Source organism: Nocardioides sp. Root140 (genome assembly GCF_001426745.1).
GTDB lineage: Bacteria > Actinomycetota > Actinomycetes > Propionibacteriales > Nocardioidaceae > Nocardioides.
On record NZ_LMFI01000010.1, the window covers coordinates 603,166 to 617,348 of the forward strand.

A 14,183-nucleotide genomic window follows, 5' to 3' on the forward strand; every position below is an offset into this window, starting at 1 on the left:
GTGCAGGATGGAGGCATGAATGTGTACCTCGCCTGGACCTCGGAGGCTCCCGAGGACCTGGCCGGACCGTGGCACGAAGCGCGACCGATCGCTCCCGGCCTGCTGCTCCTGGAGAGTGCCGAGACGCTCTCGGTCGTCTATCACGCCCTGAAGTGGGCACTGCCCCAGGAGGCGTCGCTCATCGTGTCTCCTGTGCACCAGACGCCGAAGTCGCGCGGGATGGCACCCGGCACCACGTCCTGGTTGCGGAGCCGCACCACGTCAGGCGGCGACCGGGCTTAACGATGAGTCAGCCGATCGACTGACCCACTCCCCACCGACAATGCGAACGGGCCCGACACCCGGAGGTGTCGAGCCCGTTCAGTCGTTCAGTCGATCAGCTGCAGCCGGAGGTGCTTCCGCAGCCCTCGCACACGTGGCACGAGCCGGCGGGACGCATCTTGGTGCCGCAGGTGAAGCAGAGCGGGCTGTCGATCGCCGTACCGCTGATCTTCTCGAGGAGCTCGGCGGTCGTGTGCGCACCCTGGGGGGCCTCGACCACGGTCGCCTCGATCGGGGTCTCGACAGGCTCGACCACCGAGGCAGAGGTCTCGACCACCGAGTCGGTGACGAGCTCGCCGGCGGAGCCGGTCTCCTCGGCCGGCTCGTAGGACCCCGTCTCGAGGTGACGCTGACGCTCATCGGCGGAGTAGATGCCGAGCGCGGAGCGGTCCTCGAAGGACAGGTAGTCCAGGGCCAGGCGACGGAAGATGTAGTCCATGATCGACTGCGCCATCCGCACGTCGGGGTCGTCGGTCATGCCGGCCGGCTCGAAGCGCAGGTTGGTGAACTTCGAGACGTAGGTCTCGAGCGGGACGCCGTACTGCAGGCCGATCGACACGGCGATCGAGAACGCGTCCATCACGCCGGCCAGGGTCGAGCCCTGCTTGCCCAGCTTGAGGAAGACCTCGCCGAGCTCGCCGTCGTCGTGGGCACCCGAGGTCATGTAGCCCTCGGCACCGCCGACGGTGAACGACGTGGTGCGCGAGACGCGCGACTTCGGCAGGCGCTTGCGGGTCGGGGCGTAGACGACCTTCTCCACGACCTTCTCGACAACCTCGGTCGCGGCGTTGGAGTCCTTGCCCTTGTTCTCACCCTTGCCCTCGGACAGTGGCTGGCCGACCTTCGCGTTGTCGCGGTAGATCGCGGTCGCCTTGAGACCGAGCTTCCAGGACTGCAGGTAGACGTCCTCGACGTCCTCGATCGTGGCGCTCTCCGGGAGGTTCACGGTCTTCGAGATTGCGCCCGAAAGGAACGGCTGAGCGGCGGCCATCATGCGCACGTGGCCCATCGGCTTGAGTGACCGGGCACCCATCGCGCAGTCGAAGACCTCGTAGTGCTCCTGACGGAGACCGGGCGCGTCGATCACGTGACCGTGCTCGGCGATGTGAGCCACGATCGCCTCGATCTGCTCCGGCTGGTAGCCGAGCTTCTTCAGCGCCCGCGGGATCGTCTGGTTGACGATCTGCATCGAGCCGCCGCCGACGAGCTTCTTGAACTTGACCAGCGAGAAGTCGGGCTCGATGCCGGTGGTGTCGCAGTCCATCATGAAGCCGATGGTTCCGGTCGGTGCGAGCACCGAGGCCTGCGCGTTGCGGAAGCCGTTGGCCTCACCGGTGGCGAGCACGTCGGCCCACGCCTGGGTGGCCAGCTTGTGCACCGCGAGGTCCTCGGTGTGCAGGGTGCGCACCGTGTCGTTGGCGGCCTGGTGCTTGCGCATGACCCGCTTGTGCGCGTCGGAGTTGCGGGCGTAGCCGGCGTAGGGGCCGACGATGCCGGCCAGCTCGGCCGAGCGCTTGTACGACGTGCCGGTCATCAGCGACGTGATCGCGGCAGCCATCGAGCGACCGCCGTCGGAGTCGTAGCCGAGACCCATCGCCATCAGCAGGGCGCCGAGGTTGGCGTAGCCGATGCCGAGCTGGCGGTAGTTGCGGGTGGTCTCGCCGATCGGCTCCGTCGGGAAGTCGGCGAAGCAGATCGAGATGTCCATCGCGGTGATGATGAACTCGACGGCCTTCGCGAAGAGCTCACCGTCGAAGGTGTCGTCGTCGCGGAGGAACTTCAGCAGGTTCAGCGAGGCCAGGTTGCACGACGAGTTGTCGAGCGACATGTATTCCGAGCACGGGTTGGACGCGGTGATGCGGCCGGTCTCGGGGTTGGTGTGCCAGTCGTTGATCGTGTCGTCGTACTGGAGACCCGGGTCGGCGCAGGACCAGGCGGCCTCGGAGATCTTGCGGAACAGGCCACGGGCGTCGACGGACTCGATGACCTCGCCGGTGCCGCGGGACTTCAGGCCGAACTCGGTGCCGTCCTCGACCGCGCGCATGAACTCGTCGGTGACGCGCACCGAGTTGTTGGCGTTCTGGTACTGGACGGAGGTGATGTCCTTGCCGCCGAGGTCCATGTCGAACCCGGCGTCACGAAGGGCACGGATCTTGTGCTCCTCGTTCATCTTGGTCTCGACGAACTCCTCGATGTCGGGGTGGTCGACGTCGAGCACGACCATCTTGGCCGCACGACGCGTGGCGCCGCCCGACTTGATGGTGCCGGCCGAGGCGTCGGCGCCGCGCATGAACGAGACCGGGCCGGACGCCGTACCGCCGGAGGAGAGGAGTTCCTTCGACGAACGGATGCGGGAGAGGTTCAGGCCGGCGCCGGAGCCGCCCTTGAAGATGAAGCCCTCTTCCTTGTACCAGTTGAGGATTGAGTCCATCGAGTCATCCACGGAGAGGATGAAGCAGGCGGAGACCTGCTGCGGGCTCGGCGTACCGACGTTGAACCAGACCGGGGAGTTGAACGAGAAGTACTGGTGCACCAGCAGCCAGGTCAGCTCGTGCTCGAAGAGCTCGGCGTCGGCCTCGGTCTCGAAGTAGCCGTGCTCCTGGCCGGCGTCGGTGTAGGTGTTCACGACGCGGTCGATGAGCTGCTTGAGGCTCCACTCACGCGCGTCGGTGCCGACGGCGCCGCGGAAGTACTTGGTGGTGACGATCGTGGAGGCGTTGACGCTCCAGAAGTCGGGGTACTCGACACCGCGCTGCTCGAAGACCGTCTCGCCGGTCTTCCAGTTCGTCTGTACGACGTCGCGCCGCTCCCAGTTGAGCTCGTCGTAGGGGTGCACGCCCTCGGTGCTGAAGACCCGCTCGATCTTCAGCCCCTTGCTGCCGTTCCCCGTAGCGTCAGTCTGCTTCTTTGCAGTTCCGCCGCTGACCGTCTCCGTCATGTCTCCTCTTTCCCGAACTCCGGCTGGTGTCTTCTGATGGTGCTGATGGTGCAGATGTGACTGGTGTTTCCGAAGTCTGCGCTTCTCGTGAAGGTGCGCCCGGCACGCAGCTTCCCCACTACGTGCCGGGCGGTTCTTGGTCAGCCCGTGGGCTGGGGCTCCGACGCGGAGGCTGGACGCTCCGCGCGAAGCATGGCGATCTCGGCCTCGAAGTCGTCGGCGGACTCGAAGGCCCGGTAGACGCTCGCGAACCGCAGGTAGGCCACCTCGTCGAGCTCGCGCAGCGGGCCCAGGATGGCGAGGCCGACCTCGTTGGCGGGCACTTCGGCCCACCCCTCGGTGCGGAGCGCGTCTTCGACCGCCTGGCCCAGACAGGCCAGCTGGTCCTCGGTGACCGGTCGACCCTTGCAGGCCTTGCGGGCACCACTGATCGCCTTGTCGCGGGTGAACGGCTCGGTCGCGCCACTGCGCTTGAGCACGGTCAACTGCATCTGCTCGACCGTGCTGAACCGCTTGTTGCACGACGGGCAGGTGCGGCGGCGGCGGATCGAGCCGCCGTCGTCGGCGACGCGGGAGTCGAGCACGCGGGTGTCGGTGCTGCGGCAGTACGGGCAGTGCATGTCTGGCAGCCTCCTTCACGCGTCATGATCGACTCGACGTTGTGGATGACGAGTCGTTTCCTGTGGACAACTTGCGGTCACATGTGGGTTCAGCACCCGGCCCCTGTGGACTAGATGTGGAAAACCACAACGGTGTAACTACTAGATGTAGTGGTAACCGTACGTCGGTCACGGAACCGATGCAAGCCCCGCCCCTGATCAATTTCGACACCTCGGCATAACCGCAGGTCAGAGCCGAAACGGCGCCGCGACACGGCTGTCTGGACCACTCGAGTCACAGGCGTCACAGCCGGTGGAGGCCGGTCCGTCACTGCAGGACATCACGCGGAATCCGCCGAATTCCCTTCAGCGTTGCCCTGACCTCCACTCCGCAGCACCGCTCCGACCGCACATCTGGGCCCACACGAGCTGGGAACACCGGTCCAGCCCCGCGACCACAGGATCCGCGCCAGTGCCGCCGCCAGTCGACACGGGGTCAGCACCTGACGCCATCGCGCGCGGACGGTGACCCGCGGATCCGTGAGCGCGTCAATGTCGCGGTCGAGATCGCGACACCCGTCGTCGCTCCACTCGTGCCCGAGACGTCCGTCGAGCTCGACGAGCACGCCGTACTCCGGGTAGTCGACGTCGCGGAACACGACTCCCGACGTACGTCGCTCCCGGCCTTGACGTTTCGCCGTCGGCAGTCGGTGGCGGCGCTCCACTTCGACCAGGTAGCGGTGCTCGAGCACGGACCATGCCCCAGTCGCGATGTCGGCCAGCAGGCGCCTCAGGAACTTCCGGTGCCTCAGCCTGGGCCGCCCCTCGAGGGCGTCGAGCAGACGCCCGGGCGTCGTACGGCGCGACTGGACCGAGTCCGAGAGGACAGCGACGGCGCCGGTCTCGTCGGGAGCGCGGGCGGCCACGTCAAGCACGGCGTGCTCCACCCTGACTCGTGGTGGGCTCTTTGCCATCAGCGCCGCATCCTCGAAGCCGACGATGCGGTGCAGCCTGATGCCGGGCTTCCGATCCGGGGAGCGGGTGGCGTCGACCGCGACCTCGATGGGCGGACCTTGTGGCCAGGGCTGGCCGCTCGAGCCGCCCGGGGCAGGCACGCCCGGCGCACCGGGCGGCACCCGCGCCAGGAACCGCGGCACCCTCAACCCGTGGGCGATCAACGCCGACTCCCCCGCCAACGCTGCCGGCCAGTGGTAGAGGACTGCGACCCATGCGCATTGCTCCCACGAGAGCGGACCGTTGTGGTTGACGTAGACACCGTCCAGCACACGGAACCAGTCCCGGCGCCGCACCATGCGAGTGAGGTCGTTGTCGGTGCCTCCGCGGGCGATCACCTGACGACGCGAGATCACCCCTGACTGCACCTGCACCAGGTGGCCCCACTCTGCAGCTTCCATCCGTCGAGCGTTCCCGGACCGACCGTGCCCGGCAACCGGCTGTCGGGCTGCCTGTGGACAGAGCTCGACGCCGCACGTCGATCACTGCAGGAAATCACGCGGATTCCGCCGAATTCCCTTCAGCGACCGACGTGGTCCCGAGCACATCTGACGCGAACCGGTCACCTGCAGTTGGCACGCCTGTCAGAATGGCCCGCGTGGGTGCAGCAGGAAAGCGCGCGGGATCACGGCGGGGGCCAAAGAAACGGTCACTCCCGAACAAACGCGTGCTCCTGCTCAGCCTCGCGATCACGCTCTGCGTCGTCGCGTGGGGCTATCTGGTCTACGCCGCCATCGACTTCGGCTCCGAAGCGCGCGGTGGAGAGTCGCAGGCCTGGGCCTTCCTCGGACTGGCCTGCCTGGGCGCTGCGGCGTGCCTGTTCACCGGCATGATCCTGGTCGGGCGCCTGCTGCGTGCGGCCGGCATCGTCAGCGACCCGGCGCCGCTCGCCGACGAACCGACCATCACGTCGTACGTCGACCTGCCGCCACGCATCTCTCCCGGCGGGCTGACCGACGAGGACACGGCGCAGCTGCCGACGATTCCGGCACCTCGCCACCAGGGCGGCAAGCGCGCCGCTCGCTGAGCAGGTGGTCGGCAGCGCAGCTGCGCGAGGACCAGCACCCGCTGCAGCGACCGGACTTAGTTAGGTTAACCTAACTTCATGGTCCCGCCGTCGTCATCGCCTTCCCCGACAACGGCCTGGGGCCTCCTGCTGCGCGGGCTCCGCCGCAACCGGGGCCGACTGGCCGCCGGGTTCGCCCTGCTCAGCCTGTGGCAGCTGTGCGAGACCCTGGTCCCGGTGATGATCGGCGTGATCATCGACCGCGCGGTGGCCACCTCGAGTGTCCGCGGCCTCGTCGTCACCGGCGCAGGCCTGATCGTGCTGTTCGCCGTGCTCAGCTACGCCTACCGCTTCGGCGCCCGCATCGCCTTCGCCGTGGTGCAACGGGAGATGCACGAGATCCGGGTCGAGATCGCACGCCATGCCCTGAACCCGCGCGGAGCCCGCAGCAAGCTGCTGCCCGGCGAGACCCTGTCGCTGGCCACCGCCGACGCCGAGATGGTCGGCTTCATGCTGCGCTCGGTCGGGTTCACGATCGCGGCGACCCTGTCGGTCATCGTGGCCGCCGTGCTGCTGTTCAGCATCGACCTGGTGCTCGGGCTGGTGGTCGTGATCGGCGTTCCCCTGGTCCTGGCGCTGACCCAGGTCGTCACCCCGGCGATCTCACGACGCACCGAGCACCAGCAGCAGACGATCGCCGAGGCGACCGGCGTGGCCACCGACCTGATCCGCGGCCTGCGCGTGCTCAAGGGCATCGGTGCCGAGTCGGTCGCCGGATCGCGCTATCGAGCGCTCAGCCAGAAGGCGCGTACGGCGAGCATCGCCAGCACGTCGACGTACGGCCTGATGTCGGGCCTGACCGCCGGCCTGAGCGGACTCTTCCTCGCGGTGGTCGCCCTGGTCGCCGGGCACCGGGCACTGTCGGGCGACATCACGATCGGTGAGCTCGTCGCCGTCGTCGGACTGACGCAGTACCTCGCCGAACCGCTCGGCATGCTCGGCGACATCAGCGCCCACACAGCACGTGCCCACGCGTCCGCACGGCGCATCGTGACCTACCTGCAGACCCCACCGCTGGTCGCGGCCGGCGACGCGACCCCGTTGCCCGGCGGCGACCTGGTGCTGCGCGGCGTTCGTGGCGAGGGACTGGACGGCCTCGACCTCGCGTCGCGTCCCGGCGAGATCCTCGGCCTGGCCGTGGAGGACCCGACCACTGCCGGCGCGCTCGTGCGCCTGTTGGCCGGCGACGTCACAGCGAAGGAGGGCGAGGTCTCGCTCGACGGTGTCGCGCTCTCCGAGCTGGCCACCACAGCCCGGCGATCGCGGATGCTGGTCAGCCCGCACCACGTCGACCTCTTCGAGGGAACCCTGCGCAGCAACGTGGATCCCCTCGACCGCCTCGACGACGACGCCCTGGCGGTCCTGCTCGCGGCCTCGTCGGCGTCCGACGTCGTGGCGCTCTCGCCCGAGGGCGTCGACCAACCGGTCAGCGTCGACGGCAGCACGTGGTCGGGCGGGCAACGCCAACGCGTCGCGCTGGCGCGGGCCCTCGCCGTCGACGCACCGCTGCTGGTGCTGCACGACCCGACCACGGCGGTCGACGCGGTCACCGAGCACCGCATCGCCGCAGGCATCCGCGAGGCCCGCGGCACCGACCGGCGTACGACGTGGCTGATCACCAGCAGCCCCGCACTCCTGGCCCAGGCCGACCGCGTGGTGCTGGTGCGCGAGGGCCGAGTGGTCGCCGAGGGAACCCACCACGACCTCGCCGGGGACCCGGCCTACGCGGAGCTGGTGCTGCGATGAGCCGCGACATCCTGCCCGTTGCCGACCGGCGGGAGACCTCACGCCTCGCCTGGCAGCTCATGCGCCGCCACCCGGTCGCCCTGGCCCTGGCCACGGCCTCGTTCGCGGTCGCCGGGCTGGCCGCGCTCGTCGCACCCTGGATGCTCGGCCAGATCGTCGACGCGGTCCGCGAGGACGCCCCGGGATCCGACATCAACCGCTACGCCGTGATCATCGCCGCCGCTGCCGTCCTCGGCGCGGTCGCCACGTGGGCGTCGGTGTCGTTCCTGGCCCGCGCGGGCGAACCGGCGCTGGCCGAGCTGCGCGAGGAGGTGCTGGACAAGGCACTCGGCCTCGACGCCGCGCGGGTGGAGGCGGCCGGCACGGGCGACCTGCTCTCGCGCGTCGGTGACGACGCCCGGGCGGTGGCGAACTCGCTGACCGACATCATCCCGACCCTGATCAACTCGCTGGTGCTGGTCGGCTTCACTGCTGTCGGCCTGTTCGCCCTCGACTGGCGACTCGGGCTCGCCGGCCTGGCGACCATCCCGTTCTACGTGATGGGGCTGCGGTGGTACCTCCCGCGTTCCGGCCCGTTCTACGCCCGCGAACGCGTCGCGCAGGGCGAGCGCGCCCAGGCGCTGGTCAGTGGGCTCCAGGGGGCGCCGACCCTGCGCGCCTACGCCCTGGAAGACGCGCACGTCGACGAGATCACCAAGCGCTCCGACGACGCGCGCGAGATCACCGTGACCGTGTTCGCGCTCCTGACCCGCTTCTTCGCCCGGTCGAACCGCGCCGAGCTGATCGGCCTGTGCCTGGTGCTCGGCACCGGCTTCTGGCTGGTCCGGGCCGACGAGGTCACCGTCGGAGCGGTGACCGCTGCCGCGCTCTACTTCCACCGGCTGTTCAACCCGATCGGCGCGCTGCTGTTTATCTTCGACGAGGTGCAGTCCACGGGCGCCTCGCTGGCCCGACTGGCCGGCGTCTCGCTGATGCAGCCACCGCCCACGGGCTCGGCCGTGCCACCCGCGTCGCCCGGCCCGCTCGAGCTGCTCGCGGTCTGCCACGAGTACGTCGAGGGCCGGCCGGTCCTCTCCGAGGTGACGCTGACCATCGCGCCGGGTGAACGGGTCGCGCTCGTCGGCGCCACCGGAGCCGGCAAGACCACCCTCGGTGCGATTGCCGCCGGCGTACTTCCCGCCGGGGCGGGCGCCGTCTCCCTCGCCGGTGTTCCGTACGGCGACCTCGCGCCCGACGCCCTTCGTTCGAAGGTGTCGCTGATCAGCCAGGACGTCCACGTCTTCTCCGGCACCGTGCGCGAGGCGGTCACCCTGGTCGACGCGTCCGCGGGTGACGAGGCGGTGCGTTCGGCACTGGCCGCCGTCTCCGCACTGGGCTGGGTCGACGCCATGCCCGACGGACTCGACACGGTCGTCGGCGACGGCGGACACCCGCTCACCCCTGCGCAGGCCCAGCAGCTGGCGCTGGCCCGGATCGTGTTGGCCGACCCCTGGTTCGTCGTACTCGACGAGGCCACGGCTGAGGCCGGCTCCGCCGGCGCGCGAGACCTTGAGCGGGCCGCACTGGCGGTGACCGAGGGGCGCGGCGCGTTGGTCGTGGCGCACCGGCTCACCCAGTCGGAGTCCGCGGACCGGGTGCTGGTGCTGCACGAGGGCCGGGTCGTCGAATCCGGATCGCACCCAGAGCTGCTGGCTGCCGCGGGAAGGTACGCCGAGCTCTGGGCGGCCTGGTCCGGGGAGTGAGTTCGTGGAATCCGCTCACCCGATGGTGGCCGGTGACCTAGCCTTGTCCGGGCGCCGGGAGGGTGTCGTCGAACCGTGAGGGGTCCCCACATGTCTGTCCGCACGAGCATTGCCCGCACCTGTGTCCTGGCCGTGGTGATCTCCGGCGTCGTCGGTGTCGTGGGGTCCGCGTCGGCTGCCGTGGTGCAGACGCCGTCGTCGAACCTGGCCAGCGGCGACTTCGACGACCTGCCCACCGAGGCGACCTGCACGGTGACGCGCACCGGCCAGGGCATGGCGATCCCCGCTGCCCCGATTCTCGGGACGAAGTCCGTGGACGCCACCGTCGGCGTGGTGGCCGACGTGCCCGGACGCGTCATCTCCGCAACACCGACCTTCGCGATAACGCACCCGGCCCCGAGCAACCTCAAGGTCACCCTGAAGGCCCCGAACGGCACGTCCGGCGCCGCCACCTCCGGCTCGCAGGTCTCCGGCCCCACGGGCGACGCCAACGGCACCTGGACCCTGACGGTCACCAACACTCCCCCGTTCCTGCAGTCCAGCCCCGCCGGCACGGTCGACTCGTGGTCGCTGAAGGTCGTGTACGACTGCGACTGGGACGACGACTCGAGGGCCAACTCGAAGGACAACTGTCCCGAGACGGCCAACTACGACCAGGCGAACGTCGACCGCGACGCCCTCGGCGACGAGTGCGACCCCGACATCGACGGCGACGGCGTGGCCAACGGCGACGACAACTGCCCCAGCAACGCCAATGCCACCCAGCGCGACATGAACCACAACGGCATGGGCGACCCGTGCGACCCCGACGCCGACTCCGACGGCTACGAGAAGGGCGACGCCTGCCCGCTGGCCGCCGCCTACAACGACACCGGCTGCCCGCCGTTGGCCCGCACCGGGACGATCGCGTATGGCGTCCGCGTGAAGCAGTTCAAGGGAGTGCTGCGCTCGCCGGTCAACGCCTGCGTCTCGCGCAAGGTGGTCGAGCTCCGGCGCGTGATGGGGCCGGGTCGTTCGGCGCGAGTGGGCCTGGCCCGCACGTCCACCCGAGGCGTCTGGACGCTGCCCCGCGCCAAGCGCAAGCCCGGCAAGTTCTACGCGCTGATCAAGCCGACATTCCTCACCCAGGGACTGTGCCGGCAGGCCCAGTCGAAGGTGATCCGGGTCCGCTGACGGGTTCCCTGACCCGCCCCGCGACACGTCGAACATTTGTTCGGCCGCTCTCTTGATTCGTTCGAACACATGCTCTACCGTCGTACATGTGTTCGATCGAACGTCTGATCGATCCTCCGCTCCGGAAGTCCGTTGTCGGTGGTCGTCTGTAGACATTCGTCTGACACAGACCACCCCCTTCCCCCGGAGGTCCCGATGAGCACGATGACCCTGAGCCCCACCATCCAGACGCCTGTGCGTCCCGCCCAGCGAGGCGCTCGCAGCCAGGTCCGCCTCACGCAGCGCGGCCGACTGGTGGTCTTCGTCGCGGCGATGCTCTTCGTGCTCGCCGCCGCGGTCTTCCTCGGCACCTCGTCGATGGCCACCAACCACGCCGGCGTCGACCAGCCGACCCGCGCAGTGACGGTCCAGCCCGGCGACACGCTCTGGGCGATCGCCGCCGACGTGGCCGACGACGGCGAGGTGCGCGACATGGTGCACACCATCAAGCAGCTCAACGCGCTCGACTCCTCGATGCTGGTCGCCGGCCAGCAGATCTACGTCCCGCTCGACTGAGCCAGGACGCCACTGAATTTCCGCAGGTCGCCTCGACCCCGGCCTGCGGATGGGGAAGACAAAGGGCGGGACTCCACCACGGAGGCCCGCCCTTTGCGCTCCCCGAACTCCCGAGACCCGACCCGAGAAACTGCTCGAAAACCTTTGCGACACGTTCGAACAGGTGTTTGAAGCCGTCGGGTTTTGGGGCTACGTTGAAAACCCACCAGGAACAGCACTGCGGAAGGCACCCCGATGGCATCGAAGGACAACGTCGCCGAGTTCCCCGACGGCCCCCCGGACGCAACGGGCCTCACCCCCCGCCAGCAGCGCATCCTGAACACGATCCGTGATTCCCTCGAGCGACGCGGCTACCCGCCGAGCATGCGCGAGATCGGCGAGGTGGTCGGGTTGACCAGCTCGTCCTCGGTCTCCCACCAGCTCAAGGTGCTCGAGGCCAAGGGCTTCATCAAGCGCGACCCCAACCGTCCTCGTGCCCTCGAGGTGTTCCTGCCCGAGGTGCTCGCCGCGCGCCGTTCGATCAGCGCGGCAGACGAGTCGCACATTGACGAGACCGGCATCGGTGACGCCATGCCGGCCGCCACCTACGTGCCGATGGTGGGCCGCATCGCCGCTGGTGGCCCGATCCTGGCCGAGGAGCGGGTCGAGGAGATCTTCCCGCTGCCCAAGACCCTGGTGGGCGAGGGCACCCTGTTCATGCTCGAGGTCTCCGGCGACTCGATGATCGACGCCGCCATCTGCAGCGGCGACTACGTCGTGGTCCGCCAGGAGCAGACCGCCCGCAACGGCGAGATCGTGGCCGCTCTCATCGACGGCGAGGCCACCGTCAAGACCCTGCAGCGCAAGGACGGCCAGGTCTGGCTGATGCCGCACAACGATGCCTACGACCCGATCGACGGCACCAACGCCTCGATCCTCGGCATCGTCACCGCGGTCCTGCGCCGCGTCTGAACCAGCCACCACAAAGGCGTCGTACGCCGACCGCGCGGTCGTCGTACGACGCCTTTCGTGATTTCGTCGCACACCGCACGTTTAGTGACATAAGGTGTCCGCGGTTCCGGTCTCGGGACATCCAGATCGGCGGAGCTCTCCGCCACGTTTGTGTTCGGGGGAACCATGCGCGCACCACGCCTCTTCGCCACCCTTCTCACTGCCAGCGTCGTGGGCAGCGGACTCGTCGCCCTGACCAGCGCCCCCGCCCAGGCGGAAGACCTGAACGCCACCCTGATCACGCCCACCACGGGTGACCAGGTCAGTGGCGACCTGTCGATCGAGGTGGCACTGACCGGCACTGACAACGCCATGGTCACCTTCCGCTCCGGGGCCCAGACCAGGAAGCAGATGATCGCCGACTACACGAACGGTGATCCGGTCGACGGCGTGGCTCGCTGGACCCTGCCGAGCTTCGGCCTCGACGCCGGAACGGTCATCACGGTCGCGCCCTGTGGCACGAGCACACCGTCCACCTGCCTGAGCACGCCGACCGACACGTCCACCCTCGACGTCTCCAACCCCGTCACCTGGGACGCCCCTACCGAACCGGTCTTCGTCGACCTCCGATCCGAGGCCCTGCCAAGCGTGACCGTCCACGACGACGGACCGGGAGAGCTCAACCTCCTCTGGGCGAACCAGGCCCAAGGGCCGGCGCTGGTTCGCGACCAGCCACGGCAGCTGACCGCGTCTCCCTACGCCAACGTCGTCTCGGGGGAGCTCGTCGTGCGCCGATGCATCCGTGACACCAGCGCCACGTTCTACGGGGTGTGTGCCACCGAGAACACCAGCGCGGTCGTGACCGCACGGCGCAGCCTCACCATGCACCTCACCACCGACTCTCTCCGCCTCCTCAGCCCCAATGGCGACGGAATCCTCGACACCGCCAAGGTCACCCTCGACACCGAGGGCCTGCCCGGCCAGAGCGCCACCTGGCAGATCGAGACCATCGGAGGTGAGGCCCTGACGGGGCCGATTCCCGTCGAGCTCGACACCCAGGGCAACGCCGTGATCACCATCGACCCCATCGCGGCGGGCGTCACGCCCACGACCGGCCAGCACCGCATCCGGGTGACCACGCAGGCGGTGGACCACGGCCACGAGTTCACCGCCGACACCTTCACGTCGTTCGAGATCGACGTGACGCCGCCGCGGGTCACCAGCCTGGTCCGGCAATGGGCCACCTTCTACCCGTACGACGACGAGTATCGAGACGAGGTGGGCCTGACGCCCAAGGTCGAGGGCCAGGTGAGTGACGCGAAGGTCGAGGTCCTGAACGCGGACGGCGCAGTCGTGGACACCATGCCCGGTCTGGGCGACCAGGGCTTCTGGTGGGACGGACGCAGGCAAGACGGTCGTACAGCGCCTGCCGGCACGTACCGATTCCGGATCACGCTCACCGACCGGGCGTGGAACACCTCCGTCTTCACCGGCGCACCCGTGGTCCTCTCCACGAAGCGTCTTGTCCGCAGGACCTGGGACCGCACGATCTCTGCGCAGGCCTCCCTCCACCTGAACTGGTCCGGCAGATGCTCCTCGCTGCGCAAGCCCGGGCTGCGCCGGATGACCGGTTCGATCGGCTACTACAGCATGTCCCGCTGCTCCGGCAGTAACGTCGACGACCGGACGGCCCTCGCCCTGCACGACGTCAGGATTCCCAACGCCATCAAGTACCACGGGCTGACGATCAGGGCGTACGGCGGCGCGGTCAAGCGGTCGACCGGCCACCGCGGCACCATCTGGATGCTCAACAACACCGACGGCGCGCCGCTGACCCGACGGGCACTTTCGTCGTCATTGACCTGGCACAGCGGCGGCACCGCCAACACCAACCGCATGCGTTACGCCAACGGCTACGTCTACTGGGCTGTCGGCACGGGGTACGGCCAGCGGTACGACGTGAAGTCGTTCAGGCTCACGCTCGAATATTACGTGCTGGGCTGACCACAGCGACCTCCTACAGGACCTTGGTTGGAGGCCGCTACGACGTCAAGAAGTTCCTCATCAAGGTGTTCTACAAGGTCTTGCAATGAGGCCCG

The 14,183-nt window shown here is 68.8% G+C and carries 11 protein-coding genes; 8 read left to right on the top strand and 3 right to left on the bottom strand.

Annotated elements, in window-relative coordinates:
• Positions 1 to 15: 15 nt before the first annotated feature.
• Positions 16 to 282 carry a hypothetical protein gene (locus ASD30_RS13265; RefSeq protein WP_056682029.1) on the top strand — a complete coding sequence of 89 codons (267 nt, stop codon included), beginning with the start codon at positions 16 to 18 and terminating at the stop codon, positions 280 to 282.
• A 94-nt stretch (positions 283 to 376) separates the two neighbouring features.
• Here the strand turns inward: ASD30_RS13265 and ASD30_RS13270 are convergent, their stop codons facing one another.
• From ASD30_RS13270 to ASD30_RS13280, 3 genes are all read right to left on the bottom strand, one after another.
• Positions 377 to 3,259, bottom strand: a complete 2,883-nt coding sequence (locus ASD30_RS13270; RefSeq protein ID WP_056682032.1) for a vitamin B12-dependent ribonucleotide reductase — start codon at positions 3,257 to 3,259, stop codon at positions 377 to 379.
• Positions 3,260 to 3,399: 140 nt separating this feature from the next.
• Complete coding sequence (gene nrdR, locus ASD30_RS13275; RefSeq protein ID WP_056682035.1) at positions 3,400 to 3,879, bottom strand: transcriptional regulator NrdR; 480 nt, start codon at positions 3,877 to 3,879, stop codon at positions 3,400 to 3,402.
• Positions 3,880 to 4,199: 320 nt separating this feature from the next.
• Complete coding sequence (locus tag ASD30_RS13280; protein ID WP_056682037.1) at positions 4,200 to 5,273, bottom strand: hypothetical protein; 1,074 nt, start codon at positions 5,271 to 5,273, stop codon at positions 4,200 to 4,202.
• Positions 5,274 to 5,539: 266 nt separating this feature from the next.
• Here ASD30_RS13280 and ASD30_RS13285 point away from each other — a divergent pair, with 266 nt between their 5' ends.
• The 7 genes from ASD30_RS13285 to ASD30_RS13315 all read left to right on the top strand — a co-directional run bounded on the left by ASD30_RS13285 (position 5,540) and on the right by ASD30_RS13315 (position 14,088).
• The gene (locus ASD30_RS13285; protein ID WP_056682041.1) at positions 5,540 to 5,899 is read left to right on the top strand and encodes a hypothetical protein; all 360 of its coding nucleotides are present in this window, start codon (positions 5,540 to 5,542) and stop codon (positions 5,897 to 5,899) included.
• A 78-nt stretch (positions 5,900 to 5,977) separates the two neighbouring features.
• On the top strand, positions 5,978 to 7,684 hold the full coding sequence (locus ASD30_RS13290; protein WP_056682044.1) for an ABC transporter ATP-binding protein: 1,707 nt from the start codon (positions 5,978 to 5,980) through the stop codon (positions 7,682 to 7,684).
• Entirely contained in the window at positions 7,681 to 9,426 is a 1,746-nt protein-coding gene (locus ASD30_RS13295) for an ABC transporter ATP-binding protein (protein ID WP_056682047.1), read from the top strand. Before ASD30_RS13290 ends, ASD30_RS13295 begins: the two co-directional genes overlap by 4 nt.
• A 90-nt stretch (positions 9,427 to 9,516) precedes the next feature.
• Positions 9,517 to 10,599, top strand: coding sequence for a thrombospondin type 3 repeat-containing protein (locus ASD30_RS13300; protein ID WP_056682049.1), 1,083 nt, complete (start codon positions 9,517 to 9,519; stop codon positions 10,597 to 10,599).
• Positions 10,600 to 10,794: 195 nt separating this feature from the next.
• Complete coding sequence (locus ASD30_RS13305; protein WP_056682052.1) at positions 10,795 to 11,154, top strand: LysM peptidoglycan-binding domain-containing protein; 360 nt, start codon at positions 10,795 to 10,797, stop codon at positions 11,152 to 11,154.
• A 234-nt stretch (positions 11,155 to 11,388) separates the two neighbouring features.
• Positions 11,389 to 12,105, top strand: coding sequence for a transcriptional repressor LexA (gene lexA / locus ASD30_RS13310; protein WP_056682055.1), 717 nt, complete (start codon positions 11,389 to 11,391; stop codon positions 12,103 to 12,105).
• A 165-nt stretch (positions 12,106 to 12,270) separates the two neighbouring features.
• Positions 12,271 to 14,088, top strand: a complete 1,818-nt coding sequence (locus ASD30_RS13315) for a FlgD immunoglobulin-like domain containing protein (protein ID WP_056682057.1) — start codon at positions 12,271 to 12,273, stop codon at positions 14,086 to 14,088.
• Positions 14,089 to 14,183 lie beyond the last annotated feature (95 nt).